25 protein-coding genes and 3 tRNA genes are annotated in these 22,523 nt (G+C 29.0%); 5 read left to right on the top strand and 23 right to left on the bottom strand.

What is annotated here, in order from left to right:
* Positions 1 to 34: 34 nt before the first annotated feature.
* The 6 genes from CAMP5060_RS01555 to CAMP5060_RS01530 are packed head-to-tail and all read right to left on the bottom strand — an operon-like array spanning position 35 to position 6,008.
* Positions 35 to 1,210, bottom strand: a complete 1,176-nt coding sequence (locus CAMP5060_RS01555) for a murein hydrolase activator EnvC family protein (RefSeq protein ID WP_087700561.1) — start codon at positions 1,208 to 1,210, stop codon at positions 35 to 37.
* Positions 1,207 to 2,013: an ABC transporter permease gene (locus tag CAMP5060_RS01550; protein WP_087700560.1), complete on the bottom strand. Its 807-nt coding sequence runs from the start codon at positions 2,011 to 2,013 to the stop codon at positions 1,207 to 1,209. Before CAMP5060_RS01550 ends, CAMP5060_RS01555 begins: the two co-directional genes overlap by 4 nt.
* On the bottom strand, positions 2,000 to 2,656 hold the full coding sequence (locus CAMP5060_RS01545; protein WP_087700559.1) for a cell division ATP-binding protein FtsE: 657 nt from the start codon (positions 2,654 to 2,656) through the stop codon (positions 2,000 to 2,002). The genes CAMP5060_RS01550 and CAMP5060_RS01545 overlap by 14 nt, the downstream gene beginning before the upstream one ends.
* 31 nt (positions 2,657 to 2,687) lie before the next feature.
* Positions 2,688 to 3,878, bottom strand: coding sequence for a tRNA (guanosine(46)-N7)-methyltransferase TrmB (gene trmB / locus CAMP5060_RS01540; RefSeq protein WP_337217785.1), 1,191 nt, complete (start codon positions 3,876 to 3,878; stop codon positions 2,688 to 2,690).
* Entirely contained in the window at positions 3,878 to 5,092 is a 1,215-nt protein-coding gene (locus tag CAMP5060_RS01535) for a fibronectin type III domain-containing protein (protein WP_337217784.1), read from the bottom strand. The genes trmB and CAMP5060_RS01535 overlap by 1 nt, the downstream gene beginning before the upstream one ends.
* Complete coding sequence (locus tag CAMP5060_RS01530) at positions 5,046 to 6,008, bottom strand: RluA family pseudouridine synthase (RefSeq protein WP_214135856.1); 963 nt, start codon at positions 6,006 to 6,008, stop codon at positions 5,046 to 5,048. The genes CAMP5060_RS01535 and CAMP5060_RS01530 overlap by 47 nt, the downstream gene beginning before the upstream one ends.
* 72 nt (positions 6,009 to 6,080) lie before the next feature.
* Between CAMP5060_RS01530 and CAMP5060_RS01525 the strand changes: the two genes are divergently transcribed.
* Together CAMP5060_RS01525 and CAMP5060_RS01520 are read left to right on the top strand one after the other, a co-directional pair.
* Positions 6,081 to 7,190: an FtsW/RodA/SpoVE family cell cycle protein gene (locus CAMP5060_RS01525; RefSeq protein WP_087700555.1), complete on the top strand. Its 1,110-nt coding sequence runs from the start codon at positions 6,081 to 6,083 to the stop codon at positions 7,188 to 7,190.
* Positions 7,191 to 7,242: 52 nt separating this feature from the next.
* Positions 7,243 to 7,319, top strand: a tRNA-Ile gene (locus CAMP5060_RS01520).
* 230 nt (positions 7,320 to 7,549) lie between these two features.
* On the opposite strand, the gene CAMP5060_RS01515 is transcribed toward CAMP5060_RS01520, so the two are convergent.
* Together CAMP5060_RS01515 and CAMP5060_RS01510 are read right to left on the bottom strand one after the other, a co-directional pair.
* A tRNA-Met gene (locus tag CAMP5060_RS01515) sits at positions 7,550 to 7,625 on the bottom strand.
* Between the two features lie 13 nt (positions 7,626 to 7,638).
* Positions 7,639 to 7,713 (bottom strand) — tRNA-Gln (locus CAMP5060_RS01510).
* A gap of 109 nt (positions 7,714 to 7,822) precedes the next feature.
* Between CAMP5060_RS01510 and CAMP5060_RS01505 the strand changes: the two genes are divergently transcribed.
* Complete coding sequence (locus CAMP5060_RS01505) at positions 7,823 to 8,845, top strand: bifunctional 3,4-dihydroxy-2-butanone 4-phosphate synthase/GTP cyclohydrolase II (protein ID WP_214126189.1); 1,023 nt, start codon at positions 7,823 to 7,825, stop codon at positions 8,843 to 8,845.
* On the opposite strand, the gene CAMP5060_RS01500 is transcribed toward CAMP5060_RS01505, so the two are convergent.
* From CAMP5060_RS01500 to CAMP5060_RS01480, 5 genes are read right to left on the bottom strand one after another with little or no spacing between them, the layout of a single operon-like run.
* Positions 8,835 to 9,785, bottom strand: a complete 951-nt coding sequence (locus CAMP5060_RS01500; RefSeq protein ID WP_337217810.1) for an SAM-dependent methyltransferase — start codon at positions 9,783 to 9,785, stop codon at positions 8,835 to 8,837. The two genes, CAMP5060_RS01505 and CAMP5060_RS01500, sit on opposite strands and share 11 nt — an antisense overlap.
* 2 nt (positions 9,786 to 9,787) lie before the next feature.
* Entirely contained in the window at positions 9,788 to 10,594 is an 807-nt protein-coding gene (locus CAMP5060_RS01495) for a M23 family metallopeptidase (RefSeq protein ID WP_214126185.1), read from the bottom strand.
* On the bottom strand, positions 10,591 to 12,585 hold the full coding sequence (glyS, locus tag CAMP5060_RS01490; RefSeq protein ID WP_337217783.1) for a glycine--tRNA ligase subunit beta: 1,995 nt from the start codon (positions 12,583 to 12,585) through the stop codon (positions 10,591 to 10,593). Before glyS ends, CAMP5060_RS01495 begins: the two co-directional genes overlap by 4 nt.
* Before the next feature lie 33 nt (positions 12,586 to 12,618).
* Positions 12,619 to 12,759, bottom strand: coding sequence for a hypothetical protein (locus CAMP5060_RS01485; RefSeq protein ID WP_214126181.1), 141 nt, complete (start codon positions 12,757 to 12,759; stop codon positions 12,619 to 12,621).
* Entirely contained in the window at positions 12,759 to 14,201 is a 1,443-nt protein-coding gene (locus tag CAMP5060_RS01480) for an alanine/glycine:cation symporter family protein (protein ID WP_047208171.1), read from the bottom strand. The genes CAMP5060_RS01485 and CAMP5060_RS01480 overlap by 1 nt, the downstream gene beginning before the upstream one ends.
* A gap of 219 nt (positions 14,202 to 14,420) precedes the next feature.
* On the opposite strand from CAMP5060_RS01480, the gene CAMP5060_RS01475 reads away from it, so the two are divergent.
* Together CAMP5060_RS01475 and CAMP5060_RS01470 are read left to right on the top strand one after the other, a co-directional pair.
* Positions 14,421 to 15,173: an amino acid ABC transporter permease gene (locus CAMP5060_RS01475; protein WP_087700534.1), complete on the top strand. Its 753-nt coding sequence runs from the start codon at positions 14,421 to 14,423 to the stop codon at positions 15,171 to 15,173.
* Complete coding sequence (locus tag CAMP5060_RS01470) at positions 15,166 to 15,894, top strand: ATP-binding cassette domain-containing protein (protein WP_087700533.1); 729 nt, start codon at positions 15,166 to 15,168, stop codon at positions 15,892 to 15,894. The genes CAMP5060_RS01475 and CAMP5060_RS01470 overlap by 8 nt, the downstream gene beginning before the upstream one ends.
* On the opposite strand, the gene CAMP5060_RS01465 is transcribed toward CAMP5060_RS01470, so the two are convergent.
* From CAMP5060_RS01465 to CAMP5060_RS01420, 10 genes are all read right to left on the bottom strand, one after another.
* Positions 15,891 to 16,358 (bottom strand): tRNA (cytidine(34)-2'-O)-methyltransferase, encoded by a 468-nt coding sequence (locus tag CAMP5060_RS01465; protein ID WP_214126177.1) that lies wholly within the window; start codon positions 16,356 to 16,358, stop codon positions 15,891 to 15,893. The genes CAMP5060_RS01470 and CAMP5060_RS01465 overlap by 4 nt on opposite strands.
* 179 nt (positions 16,359 to 16,537) lie before the next feature.
* Positions 16,538 to 18,175 carry a hypothetical protein gene (locus CAMP5060_RS01460; RefSeq protein WP_337217782.1) on the bottom strand — a complete coding sequence of 546 codons (1,638 nt, stop codon included), beginning with the start codon at positions 18,173 to 18,175 and terminating at the stop codon, positions 16,538 to 16,540.
* The gene (locus CAMP5060_RS01455) at positions 18,172 to 18,762 is read right to left on the bottom strand and encodes a hypothetical protein (protein WP_337217781.1); all 591 of its coding nucleotides are present in this window, start codon (positions 18,760 to 18,762) and stop codon (positions 18,172 to 18,174) included. The genes CAMP5060_RS01460 and CAMP5060_RS01455 overlap by 4 nt, the downstream gene beginning before the upstream one ends.
* Positions 18,749 to 18,907: a hypothetical protein gene (locus tag CAMP5060_RS01450; RefSeq protein WP_442863343.1), complete on the bottom strand. Its 159-nt coding sequence runs from the start codon at positions 18,905 to 18,907 to the stop codon at positions 18,749 to 18,751. Before CAMP5060_RS01450 ends, CAMP5060_RS01455 begins: the two co-directional genes overlap by 14 nt.
* A complete protein-coding gene (locus tag CAMP5060_RS01445) occupies positions 18,891 to 19,280 on the bottom strand; it encodes a hypothetical protein (RefSeq protein ID WP_337217779.1) in 390 nt (129 codons plus the stop codon). Before CAMP5060_RS01445 ends, CAMP5060_RS01450 begins: the two co-directional genes overlap by 17 nt.
* A 229-nt stretch (positions 19,281 to 19,509) precedes the next feature.
* Positions 19,510 to 19,977, bottom strand: coding sequence for a DUF5675 family protein (locus tag CAMP5060_RS01440; RefSeq protein WP_337217778.1), 468 nt, complete (start codon positions 19,975 to 19,977; stop codon positions 19,510 to 19,512).
* Positions 19,978 to 21,168 carry a hypothetical protein gene (locus tag CAMP5060_RS01435; protein ID WP_337217777.1) on the bottom strand — a complete coding sequence of 397 codons (1,191 nt, stop codon included), beginning with the start codon at positions 21,166 to 21,168 and terminating at the stop codon, positions 19,978 to 19,980.
* Positions 21,165 to 21,524 (bottom strand): DUF1353 domain-containing protein, encoded by a 360-nt coding sequence (locus tag CAMP5060_RS01430; RefSeq protein WP_442863342.1) that lies wholly within the window; start codon positions 21,522 to 21,524, stop codon positions 21,165 to 21,167. The genes CAMP5060_RS01435 and CAMP5060_RS01430 overlap by 4 nt, the downstream gene beginning before the upstream one ends.
* Positions 21,517 to 21,888, bottom strand: a complete 372-nt coding sequence (locus tag CAMP5060_RS01425; RefSeq protein ID WP_240390394.1) for a hypothetical protein — start codon at positions 21,886 to 21,888, stop codon at positions 21,517 to 21,519. The genes CAMP5060_RS01430 and CAMP5060_RS01425 overlap by 8 nt, the downstream gene beginning before the upstream one ends.
* Entirely contained in the window at positions 21,888 to 22,520 is a 633-nt protein-coding gene (locus CAMP5060_RS01420; RefSeq protein ID WP_337217776.1) for a DUF4376 domain-containing protein, read from the bottom strand. Before CAMP5060_RS01420 ends, CAMP5060_RS01425 begins: the two co-directional genes overlap by 1 nt.
* Between the last annotated feature and the right edge of the window lie 3 nt (positions 22,521 to 22,523).

Here is a 22,523-nt window from a genome sequence, read left to right as displayed (position 1 = left end):
AACTATATCAAAATTCGCATTAAAAAAAACTAATTTATTTAATCATTTCTAAAGGATTAATATGAAAATTCTTTTGTGTTACTTCAAAAGTTAAATCACTCTCAACCCTGCCTATAATATAACCTTTTTTAATATTTCTACCCACTTTAACCCCAGGTGCAATTTTATCTAAATGTGCATAAATAGTATGTATACCATCTTTATTTTCGACAATCACAACTTGTTTTAAAGTTGGAGTTGCTTTTGCAAAAACCACTTTACCATCTAAAACATTTCTCACTGCAGCATTAGCGCTATCACTTTTTAAAACTACATTTTCATTATAAATTTTAATATTATAAATAGGATCTATGTAATTTCCAAATTTTTGTTTTACTGTGTAAGATTCTAAAGGGGCGATTGTCTTAGGACCACTATAGCGCTTGACACTGCTTGTTTGATAGCTTGAACCCACTTGTTTTATGTTTGAATTTGGCTTTTTATCTTCTTTTTTTTGTGCTAATTTTTCTTCTTCTTTTTCTTTGATAATTTTTAATTTATTAAGTGTTTTTCTTAATTCTTGTTGTTGGGCTTGTAAATTAGAAAGTTTTCTAGTATAAATTTCCTTATCAGTTTTTTGTTTAGCTATTTCTTGCTCTTGCTTTTTTCTAAGATTTTTAAGCTCATCAATTTGATCTTTATAAACTTTTAAATTGCTATTAATTGTAGTGATTTGTGTTTGTTTTTCTTCTATTTTTTTACTTATATCTTCATAATCTTTTGAAATTTGGTAAAATTCTTCCTTGAAAATTTTATCCAAAACTCCAACTAATTCTAAAGCTATAATACTATCTTCGCTTTCGATATAGTTTTTAGGAATTGCTAAATCATAAGCAAAATCTTTAGCAATTAAATCGATTATCTTTCCTTCGATTTTATTTTTATTTTGTAAAAGATCTTTATTTTGCATATTAAGTTGTTCTAGTGCTTTTATTTGAGTTTTTACTGAGCTTTCAAGCTTAGAAGTTTTTGAAGTTAAAGCACTAATTTCTGAAGCAATTTTTTTTAAATTTTTTTCATTATCTAAAATTTCACTTGCTAAATCCTCTAACTTTTTAGAAAGTTGCTTTACTATGCGTTCATTTTCTTTAATATCTTTTTGTTTTTGAGCAATTTCATTTGCAAATAAAATAGAAAAAGAAAATAAAAAAAGCAAAAAGCATTTTTTCATTTTCTGACCTTAAACATTACAAAATTCACACAAGCAAAACAAACACAAAGCATTGCTAAAAAAATCAAAAACAAATGCGTGAAAATACTTATTTTAGGTAAGCTAATATCCACACTTTGCAAAGCTAGTTTAATGGATTCAAGATCATAAACTTGAGTAAAAAATAATACAAGCAATAAAAATGCTATAAAACAATCAATAAAAACTATCTTATAAAGCATAAAAGATCTAAACCAAAATGGCGCTCCAAGCAAACACATGATTTCCACTCTTTGAGTATGCTCAAAAAGCCAAATTTTCATTTGTTTAAGCAATAATACAAAACTAAGCAATATTATAATAAACAAGAAAAACCATAATAAAAATTTCACTAAAACTAAAAGTTTATAAATTTTTGTATGTGTTTTTGCAAAAGTTTCTACTTTAGTTATATTAGGATTTTTTAAAAGCTTATCTTTTAAAGCATTTAACTCATCTTCTGATAAAAGCTTATTAAGTTTTAAAGTATAAAATTTTGGCAATGTAGCCTTTAAAACCTCTATATTTTTAGCTGATATATCATTTTTAAGTCTATCTATCATTTCATTTGGATTTAAAATTTCTAAAGACTGAAAATAACTTACTTGATCTTCTATGCTTTTTTTATCCAAATGGGTTTTTCCTACTAAAATAATATTATAATCTTTATTTAAAAGTTTTTCATAATGCTCTATAGTTTTGTTTGTAATGATTAAAAACTCAAAAGCAAACATCATTACCATTAAAGCAAATATTAAAGAAAGATGATTTTTAAAAGATTTCATTCATTCTCCCATTTTCTATATTAAAACGACGATAATCAAGCCTTAAATTAGTAGGAATTCTATGCGTAACAACTACCACACAAGTTCCAAGTATTTCCCTAGCTGATTTTAATAAAGTCCATATAATGTCTGAAGAATACTCATCTAAATTTCCTGTTGGTTCATCACATAAGAGCAATTTTGGATTATGTGCCAAAGCTCTTGCCATAGCCACGCGTTGCTGCTCTCCACCTGAAAGTTGAGCTGGCTTTTTATCAGCTTTGAAAGTTAAATTTACATGCTTTAAAAGCTTTGCAGCTTGTTCTTTACATACATTCTTGCTATAACCTTTAATCATCAAAGGAAGCATTACATTTTTTTCTACGCTAAATTCTTGCACCAAACGATAATCTTGAAAAATAATTCCTATTTTTTGCCTAAGCTGCAAAAGCTCAGCGTTAGAAATATCTATTAAATCATTATTGCAAACCTTTAAATTCCCGCTTATTGGCTCTAAATCTCCATAGAAAGATTTTAACAAAGTTGACTTTCCACTACCACTTTTTCCTGTAATAAAAACAAAGTCATTATCTTTTAGCGAAAAACTAGCATTTTCTATAACAAGTTCATCATAACCAAGACAAAGCTTTTTAGCTTCTATCATCACTACTTTTTCCTTATTTATTTTATAAATATTATTTGATATAAGAATACAATATTTCTCTTAATTTTTCTATAGCTTTTAAATTTTCTTTAGTTTTAAAAGGCTGTTCAAAAATAAATTCTATCTTTTGCGTATTTAAAGCTATATAAACATGCTCAGGCTTATAAAAAGCGCCAAAAGCTATTTTAACGATAAGCTCATCATCTTTAATATACATTTTTTCAAAATGCAAGAAAAAATCTTCACCTTTAAAAACTTCATTTTTAAAATTCTTTTTTATACAAGCTAGTTCTTCTGTGTTTAATCTTAGATCTTCAATAGCAAATTTTTGATCCTTACTTAAACTTTCACTCTTGCTAAAACCACTAATGATTAAATCATATATATCTTTATTTTGTCTTTTCCAGCGATCTTCATATTTGCTTGAAATTTCTAAATTTTCATTTTTTTTGATCAAAGCTTTTAAATGTGAAAAAGTTAAAAAAGTCTCCAAAGTAAAATCAAAATACAAAAAGCTATCTGTTCTTAGTTCAAATTGACCATCTTCTTTTAAAACCCTAGCACATTCATTTGCAAAATTTAACCCCACAACTCTACGGTGAGGCTTTTTATCCCAAGGAACAGGAAAATGCAAAAAGATTTTATCCACAAGATTAGATTCAAGTACGCTTAATAACAATCTTGCATCAGTTTCTATTAATAAAACATTGTTTAAATTTTCACTTAAAGCAAGTTTAGCTACTTGTTCTAATGCAGGAGTGTAAATTTCTATACCAATTATCAGTACATTAGGATTTTGCCTAGCTTGATAAAGCAAATGTCTACCGCTTCCAAAACCTATTTCAATATAAATTTGTTTTTTATTTTTTATTTGTTCTAAAATTTCTTTTAAATCATTAGCAATTAAAGGTGTTTTTTGGATTAACCTTGTGTGTTTTAGCGCCACAGCTTCACAAACTACATCTTGAGTAAAATTTTCTTTAAATACAAGTAAAGCCTTTTGCAAATACCCAATTTGCGAAGGCTTAGTATGTTTTTCACCCTTTATAAGCCATTCTTGACTTTTTTCATCTTTTTTAATTTGTAAAAAAAATTTTTCTTGGTTTATACGCGTAAAAAGCAAATCAACATTTTCGCCTTTAGCAGACCATAAGAATTCAACCTCTTCTTTTTCAAAAGGAAGTTGAATTTCTTTTAAAATTTTACACTTAAAATTTGGCATTATTTCACCGCTGTAAATTTATCAGAAGCTTTTGATTCTATACCATTTACATCAATTGCTATAACTTCATAACTATATACTTTTCCAGGAGCTGCGGTAATATCTTTTAATTGTTTAGATTTAATCTCTTTAAACACAGCATTACTTCCACCACCACTTCTTTTAACTATGTATTCTTTAGCTCTATCATCATTATCAACCCATTCAACTCTAATGCCATCATCTTCAACAGCACACAAAACAATACTTGGTGCTAGTGGTGCCCCTAAGGTAATACCTTCCACAGGCTCACTTGCTATAGGACTTTCTAGGCCATCTTTATCGACCATACTAACTTTATAATATCTTTTTTCAGCCACACCTTTAACCACATCTTCATAAGTATTTTCAGAAGTTTTAGCTACCACACTAAAAGGTAAAAAAGTAGTTGAACTTGAATAAATTTTATAATAAGCAAAATCAGCATAATCAATTTTATCCCAAGTTAAAATAATTTTTCTTGGTGCGTCTTTACTTGCTTGTAAATTACTTACCATAGGAGGAAGCGCTTTGGTGGTTGATTCAACTATTTTACTTGGAGTGCTTTTAATACCATCATAAGTTAAAGCTATGATTCTATATTGAAAACTTTCATCAGGTTTTAGTGAATCATCTATATATTCAGCACTTAAGCGATTTTTAACCCTAGTTAATTCTTTAAATTTCATATCTTTCATATTTGCACGCTCAATGATGTATGAATTTACTCTTACATCAGGATGTGGTCTCCAAACTATTTTTACACGATTTGGCAAACCCACGATAGCTTGCACAAAAGGCACTGGATCAATCACTCTATTGGTAAAAGCTTCTATACTCACACCATCTTGAGAAACTTGTCCAAGCTCATTAAAGGTTTTCATAGAATAATAATATCTTGTATTTGGCTCTAAATTTGTATCAGTATAATGAGTTTGAAATTTATTTTTAATTTTTGCTATAAGCTCCATAGGTGCACCAGCTGCATTTGCTCTATAAATGTAATAGCCTGCTATATTTTGATCATACAAAGGCTCCCATTCAAAAGCTATACTTGTAATATCACTTATACTTTTAATGCTTGAAATTTTTGGTAAAGTATCATTTACTTGAGCAATTTGAGGCGAACTCATAGTTGTACTACAAGCACTAAAAGCCAAAGCAGAACTTAAGATAATCCAGTGAAGTTTTTTCATCTATCTCTCCTTGTGTAAAATTTTCTTTTAAAATTTGATAAAAATCATCAAACATAGGAGCTTTTATAAACATTAACTCTTTAGTCCTAGGATGAATAAAATAAATCAAATACGCATGAAGCATTACTCTATTATACTTTATTTTTCCTTTATATCCGTATAATTCATCTCCTAAAATATAACGATTAAAATCTGCTAAATGCACTCTGATTTGATGGGTTCTTCCTGTGTATAACTTAGCAGCTATTAAAGAGCATTTTTTAGCACTTAATAAATTTATAAAATCTGTTTTTGCATTTTTTGCTAAAGGATTTTTGGTATTTGTAGTGATTTTTTTAAGCCTATTATTAGGACAACGCATAATGGCTTTTTCATTACTCATTTTATCGTTTTTCAAAGGCAATTCACTTAAAGCAAGATAAAATCTTCCCATACTTTTATCTAAAAGTTGATTTGCTAAAAATTGATGTGCTTGATTGTTTTTAGCTATGATGATAGCTCCGCTTGTGCCTTTATCAAGCCTGTGCACAAGCCCTGCTCTATGCTCTCCATTTAAATTTGATAAAGCATAACCCTTATGCAAAAGCCAATCCACCAAAGTCGCTTCTTTAACACTGCTTGCACCATGCACAACAACATTAGGAGCTTTGTTTAAAACTAAAACATCATCATCTTCATATAAAATTTCTATATCAAACTCAGGTGTGTAGCTTTCTTTGGCTTCTTTTATTAAAGGCAAAAAAATACTTATTTCATCTTTTTGTTTTATTTTTTTAGAACTTTTATTTTCTATTTTTTCATTAATATATATGCAATTTTCTTTAATTAGTTTAGCAACTTGTGAACGACTTTGTTTAAGTATATCTGATAAAAAAATATCCAATCTTTCTTCACAAAGTGATGAAATTTTTAGCATATTATATTTCCTTGTGATAAAATTTGCAATTTTAGCATATAATTACATAATATTTTGTAAAAAAGGATAGCTTTGATAAAACTTGATAGAAGAATTCTAACGCATTTTGATTTTGTTCAACCTCTTCTAGTGTTGCCTATCATAGCTATATCTTTTCTTTTAATTTATGAAGCAAATACACGCTTAGCTGAAAAACAATTTATCTATACTTTAGTGGGTTTTGCAGGATTTGCGTTTTTTTTCTTTTTACCTTTAAGAAGATTAATGTGGCTTATACCTGTGTTATATTGGATTAATATAGCTTTGCTTTTGAGTGTGGATATTTTTGGTGTTGAAAAACTTGGAGCTAGAAGATGGCTTGAAATACCTTTTACACATTTTACCATACAACCTTCTGAAATTTTTAAACCTTCTTTTATTTTAATGTTAGCTTATTTGATTTATCAAAATCCTCCACCACCTAATGGCTATGGCTTAAAACAATTTTTAAAGCTAAGTTTTTATATTTTGCTTCCGTTTTTGCTTATAGCAGGAGAACCTGATTTGGGAACAGCTTTAGTGCTTTTAATAGTAGGCTTTGGAACGCTTTTTATCATAGGAGTAAATTATAAAATTTGGCTTAGTATTTTTTTAGCTATAGCCATAGCCTCACCTATTATTTATAGTGATTTTTTAAAGCCTTATCAAAAACAAAGAATTCATGATTTCTTAGCTGAAGAGCCAAGTTACCATGTAAAACAATCCATCATCGCTATAGGAAGCGGTGGTTTGAGCGGAAAAAAAGCAGATGAAGCTACACAAACACATTTTAAATTTTTACCTATTTCTACGAGTGATTTTATCTTTGCATATTTGTCTGAAAGATTTGGTTTTATCGGTGCAGTTGTAATTATACTACTTTATACCTTACTCATTTTTCATTTATTGAGTTTAAATTATAAGCTCAAAGATGATTATTTTACAAGAGTGGTGACAAATTGCATTGCTTTGTTTATTTTTATATATGTAGCAGTAAACATATCAATGACCATAGGTTTTGCTCCTGTTGTTGGTATACCTATGCCATTTTTTAGTCATGGGGGGAGTTCTTTTGCTACTTTTATGATTTTCTTTGGAATTTTACAAAATTTAATAACCTTTAGATATTTAGCAATAGAAAAAGCGGTAAAAATAAAATTCTAAATTTAAATTAAGGAAACAAAGATATAATAACATTTTTATTTTAACTTCTGGCGGATTTATAGCTCAGTTGGTTAGAGCAACCGGCTCATAACCGGTTGGTCGCAGGTTCGAGTCCTGCTAAATCCACCATTTTATTTTATCTCGTATTTTTTTCTAATTATAAAGAAAATACCATTTTATTAAAACTTTTTAAATTATATTCTTGTTTCGTGTATTTTGTATTAAAGTAATTTAAAATTTTTAACATGTTTAATTAAATTATAAAAATACTCAAGAGACTAATGAAAATCATTAAAGTAAGACTGATTAGACTTTTCTGTAGCTAACTCAAATTATTTAAAAAACTATTTATAAAATATTGGTTGCGAAGGGGAGATTTGAACTCCCGACCTTCGGGTTATGAGCCCGACGAGCTAACCACTGCTCTACTTCGCGGCATCATATGAAGTGGATGGGGTAAAGGGATTCGAACCCCTGAATGACAGGACCAAAACCTGTTGCCTTACCGCTTGGCGATACCCCAATAAATGAAGTAATTCTCAAATTAAAAGTGGTATTATATATTATTTTTTACATAATGTCAAGAAAAATGTTATATAATTTCTTAAAAATAGAAAAAAAGGAGATTAATAGTGGGATATATTAGTGTAGAACAAGCTATAAAAGAACTTCAAGATGGCAAGATGTTAGTAATGGTAGATGCAGAAGATAGAGAAAATGAAGGAGACTTGATTTTCCCTGCACAATTTAGCTCACAAGAAAAAGTAAATTTTGCCATTACTCATGCAAGAGGTGTAGTGTGTGTAGCATTGAGTGAAAACTTAGCTAAAAAATTTGAACTACCTTTAATGGTACCTAAAAATACGTCAAATCACGAAACAGCTTTTACCATCACTGTCGATGCAAAAAATGCAACAACAGGAGTAAGTGCTTATGAAAGGGATATGACGATTAAAATTTTTGCTGATGATAATGCAAATGCAAGTGATTTTGTACGTCCTGGCCATATTAATCCTTTGATAGCAAAAAAAGGCGGAGTTTTAGAAAGAACAGGCCATACCGAGGGAACAGTGGATTTATGTCGCTTGGCAGGATTAAAAGAAGCATGTGTAATATGTGAAATTGTTAAAGATAATGGAGATATGGCTAGAAGAAGTGATTTGCTTGAGTTTTGCAAAAAACACGCTATTAATATGATTACTATTTCAGATTTAATCGAGTATCGTTTAAAAAATGAAAGTTTGATTTCTTTAATCAAAGAAGAAGAAAGTATTTTAGCAGGTTTTAAAGCTAAAAAAATGACTTTTAAAGATCATAATGAAAATGAACATATAGCTTTTAGCTTTGGCACTTTGAAAGAATGCGAGAATGTTAAATTTTATCTTAGTGGAAGTGACTTTGAGCTTCTAACTTCTAATAAATTCAATGAATTATTAAAACAGATTGAATTTTTAAGTCAAAAAGGCGGTGTAATCATTTTCATGAAAAATGAAAAACAAGAAAACACACAATTTAAAAATTACGGCATAGGAGCGCAAATTTTAAGGTATTTAAAAATTTCAAAAATCAAACTTCTAAGTCAAAATACCGATAAAGAATTTATAGGCTTAAAAGGTTTTGGACTTGATATTACAAGCAGTGATTTTAAATCTTAAATTCTAAAAACTTAAATTTATCGCCAAAGTTAAACATCAAATTTTTACTTTGGCTGATAAAGTTTTTATAAATTTGAGAGTTAGCATTTTTAGCTTGCTCAATAATTTCTTCCAAACCAAAGTCAATTAAGGCTTGATTTTGATTTTTATATTCTAACACTTCAAAGCCCTCTTCTTTTAAAACTTGTAAAAAATGGTCAAAATTTACATTATATGTAATATCACTTTTAGCAAAAAAATCTTTTAAATTCTCTTCAAAAAGATTATATACTTGATGATTTTTATACATTCTAATACTAATTTTTTCTTCTTTTTTTGCATAATCAAAACATGCAAAAGTTAATTTTTCGCAAGTTTGTTTTAATTTGGATAAAAAAGGTTTATAAGAAATACAAAGCTCACTATTAGTGATAGAATATTTTTCACATTCTTTTAAAAGATCTTCATTTATAGGCTTAAAAACAATGTTTAAATCATCGTCAACATATGCCATTGTTCTATCTTTTATAAGTTCACACGCAAAACAATCAAATAATTCATTAGCATAAAAAAAGGCATTTTTAAAATGACATTCCTCTAAAGAATTATAAATTTTCACGTCTAAATCATACTCATCAAAAAGTTTTTTTTGAATACATCTTAACTTTTCATGTGGCTCTATGATAAAACACTCAATCTGTTCTAAAACATCAGCTCTAAGTGTGTATAAAGCTTGTATGAAATCAAGCATCAAATGTCCTTCATTTGCTCCTATTTCTACAACTTCAACCGGTAAAATTAGCTTTTTATCATCTATAAGTTTTAAAAAATGATTAGCTAAGAGTGTTCCGAAAAGATTTCCCACACTAACTGCAGTATAAAAATCTCCATTTTTGCCAACACTCACAGCTTGGGAGTAATATTTATCAATCCAATTTTGAAAAAACTCACTAAAAGCTATCATTATAAAGCATTAAATTTAGCTATAAAATCAAGTGGATCAACTTGCACACCATTGACTAAAATTCCAAAATGCAAATGCGGCCCTGTAACCCTACCACTAGCTCCACTCAAACCTATAAGTTCACCTTTTTTTACCTTCTGTCCTACTTTTACATTAAGTTTTGATAGATGATAATACTGAGAATAAATCCCATATCCATGATCAATCACCACTGAATTTCCTGCATAGTAACGATTTGAAGCAATCCTTACAATACCATCATTACTCGCATAAATTTTTGTCCCACTTGCTGCTCTAAAATCAGTTCCGCTATGATAACTTTTAAGAGTATCATTAAACAACCTTGCTTTTCCAAAAGCACTTGTAATTTTACTTTCTAAAGGATATGCAAAATTGCCTTCAAATAAAGCTGTATTAGTATAAGTATTATAAACCTTAATAGCTTCTTGGTATTCTTTGCTAATGCGATCAAGTGTTTCTTTAGGTGGATTGACCTTAGAAGCACTAACTTTTAAAAATTCTTTTTTGTAATTTCCTTCGCTAAATTTTATATTAATTTCTTCTTTGGAATTATCTTTAAATTCAGCTATTAATTTTCTATCTTTAGGATTTTTATAAGGCATAGCTATGCTAACAATAACTTTATTTTTATACTCAAAAAAAGGAAGTTTTTTAGAATTTGAGCTAATTTGTAAAAAATTACTTTTATCAAATTCTAAAAAAACTACTTGACCTTTTACAAGCTCAATCTCTCTAGCTTCTAATGCAAACACTAAAAAACAAAGTAAAAAAAGAATTTTTCTCATACACTAAGTTCTTTAATATCAGCTATTTTTAAAAACTCACGATAGATTGCACATACTAAAGCTTGACGATTGTTTTTAATATTTTCATCTTTGTCATTAATCATTACTTTATCAAAAAAAGCATCAATTTGTGGTTTGAGCGCAAAAAGGCTTTCTAAAAGCTCTTGGGTATTATTTTCTTTTGTTTTACACTGCATAAAAGCTTGGTATAAATCTTTTTCCTCTTGAGTGTTAAACAAATTTTCATTAACTTGAGCTTCACTCAATACTGCAATATTTGCTAAACGCTTAAAAGTAGCAAAATTTTGACTAAAATCTGCCTTATTTGCGCTTTGAATCAAAGCTTTAATACAAGAATCAATGTAAATAACATCATAAGTTTTAGAGCTAAGCACAGCTTTAACAAAAGAAGCATTTACTTCATAAAAAGTATATAAACGCTCTAAGATAAAGTCTAATAAAATTTTCAAATCAAAGCTTTTATATTCACTAGCTATTGCTTCTAAAAATACCTTAAGATCAAAATTTTTATTTAAAGCTAGAATAATTTTTAAAACACCATTTGCTGCTCTTCTTAAAGCATAAGGATCTTTTGTACCACTTGGGATTTTTCCCACTGAAAAAAGCCCCATGAGTGTATCAAACTTATAAGCTAAAGCTACAATAGAACTAAATTCATTACTTGGCATAGCTGAATTATCGCCATTTGGAAGGTATTGCTCTTTAATCGCTAAAGCAAGCTCATCACTCATGCCCATAGCCTTAGCATAATAAGATCCCATAATACCTTGAAGATCAGTAAATTCATATACCATTTGAGTGCTTAGATCAGCTTTTGAGTATTCTATGGCTTTTAAGATTTCATCTTTTTGGGTATTAGCAAAAATCTCACAAAGCTTAGCAGCGATTTTTTGTTCTCTAATGATTTTATCTTTTAAGGTTCCAAGTCCTTCAAGATAAACCATTTGGCTTATTTTATCATTATTTAAGCCCTGTGCTAAGTCATTTTTCCAAAAAAACATCGCATCACTTAATCTTGCTCTTAAAACCCTTTCATTTCCATTAATGATTTTAGAATAATCCTCACAAACCGCATTAGAAACTACAATAAAATGATTGCTTAAAGTATTGTTTTTAAATACTGCAAAATAGCGTTGGTTTTCTCTCATGGAAGTGATGATTACCTCACTTGGGATTTCTAAATACTCTTTTTCAAAATGCCCTAATAATGCCTTTGGATACTCTGTAATAGCTACAACCTCAGCTAAAAGCTCATCATCTTCTGCAATAGTAATATCATTTTCTTTTTCAAGCATCTTTAACTGTTCAATGATAAGCTTTTTTCTTTGTTCTTGATCTAAAATAATATAATTTTGCTCTAAAGTTTTAAAATACTCATCAATATTCGCAAAAGCTATCAAATCATAACTAACACTTCTATGTACAAAAGTACTTTTTGCACTTTTAACACCATAGCTTTCAAATTCAATCAACTCATCATTTAATACACAACAAAGCGAGCGAATAGCTCTAATAAATTCAAAACTACCATCACCCCATCTCATAGTTTTACCAAAGCTCAAGCTTTTTAAGAAAGCTTCAATCATTTGAGCTAAAACTGCTTTACTTTGTAAGCCTTGCGCTTGTTTTTGACAATACAAGACTTCTTTGCCTTTAATTTCTTTAAATTCAAGCTCTTCTTCTTTTAAACCACTTTTTTCTAAAAAACTAAGCCCTGCTTGAGTAAGCTTTCCATCTTTATAAGCTATCGCCCTAGGTGCACCTATAAATTCCACAAAAGAATCATCTTGTTTTTCTTTAAAATTTTCATGAATAAAAACTAATCTTCTAGGAGTATAGAAAAATTTAAATTCAGATTCTAAATGATACTCTTGTAAAATCTTTTCCCATTTTTTAGTAATATTTGGAAGCTCTTTTAATAAAGGAATAGCAGGAAGTTCTTCTGTGCCTATTTCTATTAACAATTTCATTTTACACTCTTTTTTAAAAATTTTTAGTGTATTTTACCTATTTTTTTTAAAATCTTTCTTTGTTTTTAGTTTTTCTTCTCTTTGTTTGGCTTTTTCTTGCATTTGGCGGTTAAAACCAAACACAAGAAAAACCATAAAAGCTACAAACAAAGTAATAATAATATAATCTATCATTAGTCCCAACACTCTGCGTTTTTAATACCAAGTTTTGAAGCACTAAATACCGGATCTCTACCTTGTCTTTTTTGCTCGCTAAAGTCTTTTAATACCTTTTTCACTATACCACCAAGCAATAAAATAGAAATGATATTAATCGTAGCCATAAATGCCATAGTAGTATCAGCTAAATCCCACGCAAATTTTAAATCCATATTTGCACCAATAAAAATCATAAGCACAGCGCTTGCTTTAAAAAGATTAATAATAATAGGATTTTGAGTAAGGTATTTAATATTTGCTTGAGCGTAATAATAATTTCCTATCAAAGAAGTAATAGCAAATAAAACTATACTAACAGTAGTAAAATGCACACCTAAATTTCCATAATATTCTTTCATGGATTCTTGCACCAAAGGCAGTGCTGTTAAAATAGGCTTACCATCTACGCCGATATTATTTGCATAAGCAAGTGAAAATAATACTAAAAATCCTGAACTTGTACAAATAATCACATCAATTAATACAGAAAATGCTTGGATAACCCCTTGTTTTGCAGGATGAGTTGTAAGAGCAGAAGCTGCTGCATTTGGCGCTGAACCCATACCCGCTTCATTAGAAAACAATCCTCTTTTTATACCTATAACCAAAGCAGAACCTGCAAATCCACCAAAAATAGCTTCAAAATCAAAAGCACTTTTAAAAATCATAGAAAACACTTCAGGAATTTTATCAAAATTCATAAACATTGCTATGATAGATAAACCTACATAAATCATCGCCATAATAGGAACGATAACTGAGCTTACTTTACCTATTTTAGTATGATCACCAAAAAACATATAAGCAGCAAAAACAGCTAAAATTGCTCCTATTACAATAGGCCACCAACTTTGAGCAAAACTCACTTCGCTAGCATCAACCATGCCTTTATAGTAAAACTCAAATGCTGAAGTCATAGTTTGGCTTTGAAGACCATTAAATCCATAAGCATAAGTGATAATCAAAATCACCGCAAATATAGCTCCAAGCCATTTTAAATTTAAGGCTTTACTAATATAATAAGCAGGACCACCTTTAAAGCTTTTGCCATCACGACTTTTATAAACTTGTGCTAGAGTGCTTTCTGCAAAAGCTGAGGCACCACCAAAAAATGCCATAGCCCACATCCAAAATAAAGCACCAGGTCCACCCAAAACAACAGCTACCGCAATACCTGCAATATTTCCTATACCAACTCTTGAAGCTGTTGAAATCATCAAAGCTTGAAAAGGAGTAATATGGTGTTTTTCATGCTTTTCTTGCTTTTCTGTTAAGATATCAAACACATAAGGGAGCATTCGAAATTGCACAAAACCCGTCAAATAACTATAATAAAACCCTGTGACAATAAGTAAAATTACTAAAATAGAATAATACTGATTATTCACAAAGGCAACAAATTGGGATATCAAATCCATATTTATCTCCTTTTTATAATTTCTGAGCATAAATTTATCATAAAAAAATGAATTTGTCATAAAAAAATATAATTTTATGTTAAATTTATTTTATTTTTTAAAGCTATGTGAAAATTTAACTCAAAATACTAGTAATAAAATCATATAAGACACCTTTAAGTAAAAAGAAAACTTAATTTTTATACACTTAGATTTTTAAAATTTTACAAGGTGCGTAAGTTGAAACAAAATACGATGAAAATTTTTGTATTTTTTGCCATTATTGTTTTTTGGGCTTATTTTTCATTTCCTATTGAAATTTTACAAGTTAAAGATCAAAATGGTTTAGCCACAGGTGAATATGCTTATACAATAGAAGCCAAAGCTTATGTTCATAGTTATTTCACAACACTTGGTTTAACAGTGGGTGGAATTTTAATAGGAATAGCACTTGGTTTTTTCCTAGCATTTTTAAGATTTTTAGAAATTCAAAGTTTAAATTTTATTATAGATGAATACATAGACATTATACGCGGAACCCCTCTGCTTTTACAACTTTTAATTTTCTCAGTAGTGATTTTTGCTACTTGGAGTGATAATTTTTATGTAGCTATTATCGCACTTGGGCTTAATAGCTCTGCTTATGTAGCTGAAATCGTAAGAAGTGGAATTCAAAGTGTAGATAAAGGACAAATGGAAGCAGCAAGAGCAATGGGGCTTAATTACTCTGCCTCTATGCGATTAATCATCTTTCCACAAGCAATTAAAAATATTTTACCTTCTTTAATGAATGAATTTATTTCTTTATTTAAAGAAACTTCAATAGTAGGTTATATTAGCGTTATGGATATTACCATGCAAAGTAAAAGCTTACAAGCAATCTATTATAATCCTAAACCTATTATTTTTACAGGACTTGTGTATTATATAAGTGTTAAAATTTTAACACTCATTGCAAGATTGATAGAAGTGAGATTAAATAAACATGATTAAAATAGAAAATTTGATTAAAAAATACGGAGATTTAGAAGTTTTAAAAGATATTAGCGTTGAAGTACATAAAGGCGATATTATTGCTATTATAGGGCCTAGTGGGGGTGGAAAAAGTACTTTTTTACGCTGTTTAAACAAACTTGAAACACCAGATAGCGGTGATATTTATATCAATAACACTAATATACTTGATAAAAAAACAGATATCAATAAAATTCGTCAAAAAGTAAGCATGGTATTTCAACATTTTAATCTTTTTAATAATAAAAATGTTTTAGAAAATTTATGCTTAGCACCAGTACAAACTAAAATCATGAGCAAAGATGAAGCAGTAAAAAAAGCACGAGAATTACTCAAAAAAGTTGGCTTAAGTGATAAAGAAAGCTATTTTCCTCACAAGCTTTCAGGTGGACAAAAACAGCGTATTGCCATAGCAAGATCATTGATGATGAATCCTGATGTGATCTTATTTGATGAGCCAACTTCAGCACTAGATCCTGAAATGATAGGTGAAGTTTTAAACATCATGAAAGAAGTAGCTAAAGAAGGTCTAACCATGCTTGTAGTTACCCATGAAATGGGCTTTGCAAGAAATGTAGCCAATCGAATTTTCTTTATGGATAAAGGCATTATAGCAGTAGATGAATGTCCTAAAATAGCATTTGAAAATCCAAAAAATGAAAGATTGAAAGAATTTTTAAATCAAGTTTTAAATCATTAAAATTTTTCAAAAGAGGCAAAATTTTGCCTCAAAGCCTCATAGCTCACTATACCCACACTTGTAGCTAAATTCAAACTTCTGCCACAATCTTTCATCGGTATAGTAATAGCATTTTCCCATTTTTTTTGCATTAAATCCATAGGCAAACCAAAACTTTCACTTCCAAAAAACAAAAAATCGCCTTTTTGGTAATTTACATCAAAGTAAGTTTGAGTGGTTTTAGTTGTTGCAAAGAAAAATCTATCTTGAAATTTTTCATATTTTTTTAAAAAATCTTCTAAATTATTCCATAACAAAGGATTTAACTTTTTCCAATAATCAAGCCCTGCTCTTTTAACCGCCTTTTCATCAATACTAAAAAGTGGATTGATAATATGTAAAGTAAATCCTGCGTTAAAACACATTCTACCTATGCTTCCTGTATTTTGCGGTATGCGAGGTTCAACTAAGACTATATGAAACATCTTTTTCCTTAAATGGTGTCCCCAGCAAGGTTTGAACTATGCTATAAAATAGCTTATTTATAGACATTTTATACCAAAAATTCACAAATAGGTATAAAATGGGTATAATCTTCTAGGAACGGATTTTATTTTTTTAAAAGATACTTTAAAATATATTAGACAAAACTTAATTATCTAAATTATATCTCAACATCTTTTTCATTTAAAATATCTAAGGTGTCAAAACTATACCAGTTTTCATTTAGTAGATTTTTAGTTACCATTTCAACATCTTCCTTTGAAGCCTCTCCAAAAAAAACATGCTCATCAATATCACTATTTTCATCTAAAGGCAAACTAGCTTCTTTTAAATTAGAGCTTAAAAATATATCACTAATATAACCTATAATATCTGAAGATGTAGCATCTTTATTAATTAAAACATCAACTATAGGGGTTTGATTAGAAATTGCACTATTAATATCAACTCCTATTTTATACCCAGCACTTACCAATCCTGCAACGGCTAAAACCAATTTTAAAACTTTATTTATTTTAGCTAAAGAACTTCCATTATCTACTATGCCTAAAAAACTTAATGCATCTATAACACCTCCAAGCGTACTAAGCGCGATTGTTATATTTGTTATAATTGTAGCCGAAGCTCCGCCTATCATACCGCCCAAAGCTCCACCTATAACTCCACCTGTATAAAAACTAATAAAAACAATCACAGCAGAAACAACAGGAGCTATTATAAACTCCCACCACTCCTTATCCTCTTTCACATAAAGATCATACATGCTATCCCATAAAATAAACCATCTATCTTTTCTTCCATAAGGCATATTGCTTTCATTATTATAACAAGGCATCAATGAAATATTTTTATTAAAAAGACTATTCTGACTTCTCAAAACAACAGGCTCTTGATAAGCTATATTATTTAAATTAGAAAGAAAGGCTAGAGGGTGAAATATATCGCCTAATTTAGAAACATTGATGTTATTGTTAAATGCACTTAAAAAATCAATATTAGATATTTTTTCAGGTACAATAAATACATTTTTATTTAATCTCAAGAACTCATCATAATATGGTCTTAAATTGTAATATCTACCATCTTCACTCTCTACTAAGCTTGGCTTAAATTTGTCTTTATCCGGTAAAATAAAATTAGGTTTTACAAGCTCATTGTTAATTATATTAGATTTTACAAAAATATATTTTGGCTTCTCAAATATTAATATATATTTTCCAGCATCTTTGTCATAAACTTTACCAACAAGCAATAAAGCATTATAAAAACCGTGCAACTTATCAAAAGTTATTCTATTATATAAATAATAGAAATTCTTTAGCTCTTCTTTGTATTTTAAAAGATAGCTAGGGTTTGCAACAACATTTTTTCCATGAAAATCAAAGTTAAACAAGCTTAAATTTTGTCTTTTCCTTATAATTTGACAAGTATCATGATATATTCCACTTTTATCTCCAGGATCTCCTCTATACCACTCATAAGGGTTTTGACCTACAAAAAACTGATTTAACCCCAAATCCCCACTATTATGGTAATTATATGGAGCTCTAGAAGGACTTTTAATATCATAAAAATCAATTCCATAGGAATTTGGAAAGAGCGGGTGATAAATTCTTGTTTTTACAGCCCTACCTTTTCTTATTAATTGTTTATGTAAAAGCTCTACATATTTATGCACAAAGGTAGTTCCGTATAAAAACCAAGCTTGATAACATTCCACATATCCTATGTCATTTGCATTCTGTGGATATTTAGCTCTTAAAAAATATTTTGGAGTTCTATATTTTTTATCAATCATTTTTCTATATTTTCAATTTTTTCTCTTACCCAAGCTTCCAACTCTTTTGGTATTTCAAGCCCACCTGCGCTTAGCCCAAAACTATATCCTTGTGCAACTTTTGCCATTTCTATTCTTAACATATCATCTATTTGTTCTTGTTGTCTAACTATAAGTGCTGGTTTTTTCTTTTCTGTTTCCGTTTGTGCTTTTAATAAATTAATTTTCTCTATGGAAATATTTCTTTCAATATCAAGCCCCTGCTCTTTCAATTCAACATCATCATCTATTTGCTTAGTCTGTCTTATAACCAAATCAGTTTGTGCTTTTTTTAACTCATTAGCATAAAAATTAACTTCATTTTCATCGCCTTGCAAAATCATATTAAGAGATGTTACTTGGCTTTGTGCTACTATGCTTTGGCCTACTAAAGATAATGCATTCGCTAAAGTTTTAAACTGCTCTTCATTTTTAATAACATCATTTTTTATGCTATCATCTAATATCTTTTTTAATTCTCCAAATGGGGATTTTTCCGCCAAGCTTAACTCTAGAATTTCGGGATATATTTTTTTAAATTGACTTAATCTTTGCTCATAATTCATCATTCAACTCCTTAATTTTATCTATATTGATCTCACATTGCTTATAGTGATAAAAAAGCTCACTATAAGCTTTTAATATATCTTTTTCATTTTGCACTATAGGTTTGCTTGCTCTATCAAATTCTAAAAGCTCATTTGGTATTTGCACTTTTTGAATTTGTATTTTGGTTAATACTTGTGTTTTGCTCCCACAGCCTATCAAGCATAACATTAAAAAGCTTAGTGGTATTAGTTTCATTGCTTTTGGATATATAGTTTTTAACATCATCAACCCTTGTTTTGATTTGATTTTTTTGAGTATTTGCATGAAAGAGTGCTTTTAGTTCTTGCTTGTGTCTTATTTTAAGCTCTCTAGTAATCCTTGTGAGTTCATTATTTACACCCAAAGCTAAATTTAAATCACTTTGACTTTTTTCTAATTTTGCGTTTGTGCTATCAAGTCTTAGATAAAAATATCCTGCTAAGATTGCCATTAGAGCTAAAGCAATATAAAGCTTTGTGCTTTTAAATAAAAATGACATATTGTTTATAGTTTAAAGTAGGTTTTTGTATAATACTTTCAAGGGTTAGCCGTAGGTCTGACCCCCTATGGCTTAATCTAACCCTAGAAAGTAGGTGATTAAATTTGAGCTATATAATCCACATAATCTTTATAATTATACTACTAAGTATGATTATAGTCAAGGCTTATTAACCTTATCCCCTTTTTTAGGGGGATTATGTGGTAACCTACTCTAAACTTACTCCTTTCTAAAATTTGTTTGTGATTTCTAATTTTATATTTGATAAATCTTGTTGATATAGCAAGTCATATAATTTTTTACAAGCTTGTCTGCTTTGACCTATACTTTCATCACTCTTAGTTAAACCTAGTAAAATACAACCTTTTGTATTTTTGTCTGTATTTCCCCAATGGATTAAAATGTGTCTATCAAAAGGCACATCATCGTTGTAGATATTTACAACGCTATCATCATCGTTTAAAACTTTAACTCCTGCTACTACCCTTTTACCTTTATCATTAAAACTTGATGATGTGTGTCTTTTTAGATTATAAACTCCCGCAGGAACTCTTAAGTCTTTTTCTCTTTCAACACCTTCTTCATCTTCTTCCAAAGAAAAACACTCAAAAAGAATATTTTCTTTTTCATCTAAGACTTTAAACTCTCCTATGACACAAGTATTTCTTAAATACTTTCTAGTTAATTTTAATTTCATTTATTCTCCTTTGTTTTGTTTTATTTCATTTAAAAAACTTGATTGTGCTTTTGCGCCTAAAGATATTATTTTATTTTCTAGTTCTCTAAATCTTTCATTTAATTTATCCTCAAACTCATCATAAATAAGCTTATCTCCTTGTATATTAAAGCTAATAGTAAAATCTGTATCTATTTCTTTACTACTTGGATTTGAAGAGTTAAATTCTTTAAAAAGCACATCATCTATGTAGATTTTAATATTTAGATTTTCACTAAAGAAGTTTCCACCCACGCCATACCCCCAAGGAGTGAATTTAAATTCTTTTATAGGTTTAGATAACTCTGCTTCTATAGTATAGAAAGGATCTTTTAATCCATCTTTTGCTAAAAATACACTAATAGCTGTTTTATCATATTCTCTAAAGGCATAATATGGAGTGTAGCGATTGTTATACTCATAGGCTCCATTAGAAGTAATTTTCACTTTAGCAAAAGAACTCAAACTTTCAGTATTAGCATTTTCTAAACTAAATTCAGCAGGTAAAGTGTTAGCATATTCATTTGTTGCTTTGTTTAGTGTTTCATTTTCTATATTGCCTAGTAAAAGATTATTGTTAGAATTATTGATAAATTCTAAAGCATTAATCTTTAAAAACTCATCATCTCCTGCTAATTTTATACCAAGTCTTGAAAGAGTTAAAGTTTTTAAAGGCCAAGCTGAGCTTGCTTGTTTAGTGCTAAATTCTACTTTAAGTTTTTTACCATCAATAATTTGTATTTGTTTTAAATTAGAACTACCACTATCGCCTTTGTCTCCTTTTTCACCCTTTAAAGAAGCTAAAAAATCATCTTCGCTTTTTCCTGCATTACCTTCTTTGTTAAGCCAAAGTTCATAAGCACTTTTTCCATCTTCTCCTTTGGCTCCACTATCGCCTTTTAAACTTTGAAGTTGCTCAGGCGTAAAATCTTCATAAGTAAATGCATCGCCTTTTTCGCCTTTTAAACTAGCTTGATTTTCTGTAATATAAGATAAAATACCATCTTTTATACTATCATCTAGATTTATCTTATCTAGCTCTTCATTTATGATTTTTATCAATTCTTCTTTATCTATCTTACCATTTTCATAAAATTGCACCAATTTTTCCATTTTGTTTTTAAGCTCATTTAAGCTTTCATTTTGTGTTTGAATAACTTGTTCTAAACTCATTTTATTCCTTTCAAAAAACATTTAACCACATGGAATGTATTACACGCATGATAAAAAATAAAAGTCTTTACTTTAGAGCAACCAAGCTCACTCATAGCTTCTTTTAAAACTTTATCTGCTAGCTTATAATCATCTTTTGAATATGCTTTTTGGCATAAATAATCATGCACGATGCTAGCACTAAAATACTCACTTTTATATGGAGGATAAATACTCCAAAAAATGCGTGGCACTGAAGCACCATCACTAATAAAACCTTTTGGCACGATAAAATTTAAACCACACAAACTAACTTCAAATTCTTTTACAACTTCAAATCTATCTTTGCCAAAAGGTTTAACTATAACTCTATGCATTATTATTTCCTTTATAAATCTTAGATAATTCGTTGTTTCTAATATGTGAGATATGGCTTAGCTTTATATTCATATCCTTAATATCATCTTCAATTTCCAATAATTTTTCATGTGTTTTTTGACAATGACTTTCTATAAATTTCACTAAAATCTCACTTGAAGCTTTTGAAGTGTTGATTTGTTCGCTAATTAATTTATTTGTTTCTTTTGATAACAAAATTAGCTCTTTTACTTTTTCTTGATTTTCATGGTTTATTTTTTTATATAAATTTATTACTATATAAGCCAAAACTATAACAATAACACCTAGTAAAGCAGGAGTGCTAAGCTGAGCTAATTCAATTCCTTGTTGAGTGTAATTCATCATTCCTCCCAAGCAATAGCTTCTAAATCTTGCTCAGATTTAGTTTGCTCTATTCTTTCTTTTAATGCATTTGCTTTAAATGTAATTTCTTGGGTATGATAAGCCACCATTGAAGCAAATTTTAAAAAATCTTGAGGTGTAAAAGTTACTTTTTCATCATTGATATCAATCCAAATGATTTCAGAGATTGAGTTAGTCCCACTTATATCAAGCATTAAATTAGTTACAGCTCCATTGATATTAAGCTTGTCTTTTTCTCTTGTTTGGAAAGTATGCTCATTATAAATAAGTCCGCTTTCTAAAGCTTCATCTCTTTTAGCTCTTATTTCATCAAGCTTAATTGTTTTTAGTTCTTCTAAACTTTTTTGGCGTACTTCATATTTTATATGAAAGATATTACTTAGCTCATCAAATTCTTCTTTTCTAACAAGTTCTTGGCTTTTTTCATCAAAACTTGGCAATTCTTCCTCACTTACTCTAGCAAAACCAAGAGCTTTAAGCTCATCATCATTTAATTTACTTAAAAAATAAGTATCTTCTCCTTCTAATTCTTCCTCATCTACTTTAATAATAACTTTTTTTAAATACACATCCTCATAAAAAAAAGTTTTTTCATTTATTTTGTAAAACATCTT

Origin of the sequence: Campylobacter sp. 1569, assembly GCF_024723675.1 — a bacterium.
Taxonomy (GTDB): Bacteria; Campylobacterota; Campylobacteria; order Campylobacterales; family Campylobacteraceae; genus Campylobacter_D; species Campylobacter_D jejuni_C.
Note: the sequence above shows the minus strand (reverse complement) of the source record. Positions and strands in the feature narration are given on the sequence as shown.

Bases quoted from the DNA above. Each gene is read 5' to 3' on its own strand.
- CAMP5060_RS01555 (WP_087700561.1), bottom strand. From the start codon at position 1,210: ATGAAAAAATGCTTTTTGCTTTTTTTATTTTCTTTTTCTATTTTATTT.
- CAMP5060_RS01550 (WP_087700560.1), bottom strand. From the start codon at position 2,013: ATGAAATCTTTTAAAAATCATCTTTCTTTAATATTTGCTTTAATGGTA.
- CAMP5060_RS01545 (WP_087700559.1), bottom strand. From the start codon at position 2,656: ATGATAGAAGCTAAAAAGCTTTGTCTTGGTTATGATGAACTTGTTATA.
- trmB (WP_337217785.1), bottom strand. From the start codon at position 3,878: ATGCCAAATTTTAAGTGTAAAATTTTAAAAGAAATTCAACTTCCTTTT.
- CAMP5060_RS01535 (WP_337217784.1), bottom strand. From the start codon at position 5,092: ATGAAAAAACTTCACTGGATTATCTTAAGTTCTGCTTTGGCTTTTAGT.
- CAMP5060_RS01530 (WP_214135856.1), bottom strand. From the start codon at position 6,008: ATGCTAAAAATTTCATCACTTTGTGAAGAAAGATTGGATATTTTTTTA.
- CAMP5060_RS01495 (WP_214126185.1), bottom strand. From the start codon at position 10,594: ATGAGAAAAATTCTTTTTTTACTTTGTTTTTTAGTGTTTGCATTAGAA.
- glyS (WP_337217783.1), bottom strand. From the start codon at position 12,585: ATGAAATTGTTAATAGAAATAGGCACAGAAGAACTTCCTGCTATTCCT.
- CAMP5060_RS01485 (WP_214126181.1), bottom strand. From the start codon at position 12,759: ATGATAGATTATATTATTATTACTTTGTTTGTAGCTTTTATGGTTTTT.
- CAMP5060_RS01480 (WP_047208171.1), bottom strand. From the start codon at position 14,201: ATGGATTTGATATCCCAATTTGTTGCCTTTGTGAATAATCAGTATTAT.
- CAMP5060_RS01470 (WP_087700533.1), top strand. From the start codon at position 15,166: ATGATTAAAATAGAAAATTTGATTAAAAAATACGGAGATTTAGAAGTT.
- CAMP5060_RS01465 (WP_214126177.1), bottom strand. From the start codon at position 16,358: ATGTTTCATATAGTCTTAGTTGAACCTCGCATACCGCAAAATACAGGA.
- CAMP5060_RS01460 (WP_337217782.1), bottom strand. From the start codon at position 18,175: ATGATTGATAAAAAATATAGAACTCCAAAATATTTTTTAAGAGCTAAA.
- CAMP5060_RS01455 (WP_337217781.1), bottom strand. From the start codon at position 18,762: ATGATGAATTATGAGCAAAGATTAAGTCAATTTAAAAAAATATATCCC.
- CAMP5060_RS01445 (WP_337217779.1), bottom strand. From the start codon at position 19,280: ATGTCATTTTTATTTAAAAGCACAAAGCTTTATATTGCTTTAGCTCTA.
- CAMP5060_RS01440 (WP_337217778.1), bottom strand. From the start codon at position 19,977: ATGAAATTAAAATTAACTAGAAAGTATTTAAGAAATACTTGTGTCATA.
- CAMP5060_RS01435 (WP_337217777.1), bottom strand. From the start codon at position 21,168: ATGAGTTTAGAACAAGTTATTCAAACACAAAATGAAAGCTTAAATGAG.
- CAMP5060_RS01430 (WP_442863342.1), bottom strand. From the start codon at position 21,524: ATGCATAGAGTTATAGTTAAACCTTTTGGCAAAGATAGATTTGAAGTT.
- CAMP5060_RS01425 (WP_240390394.1), bottom strand. From the start codon at position 21,888: ATGAATTACACTCAACAAGGAATTGAATTAGCTCAGCTTAGCACTCCT.
- CAMP5060_RS01420 (WP_337217776.1), bottom strand. From the start codon at position 22,520: ATGTTTTACAAAATAAATGAAAAAACTTTTTTTTATGAGGATGTGTAT.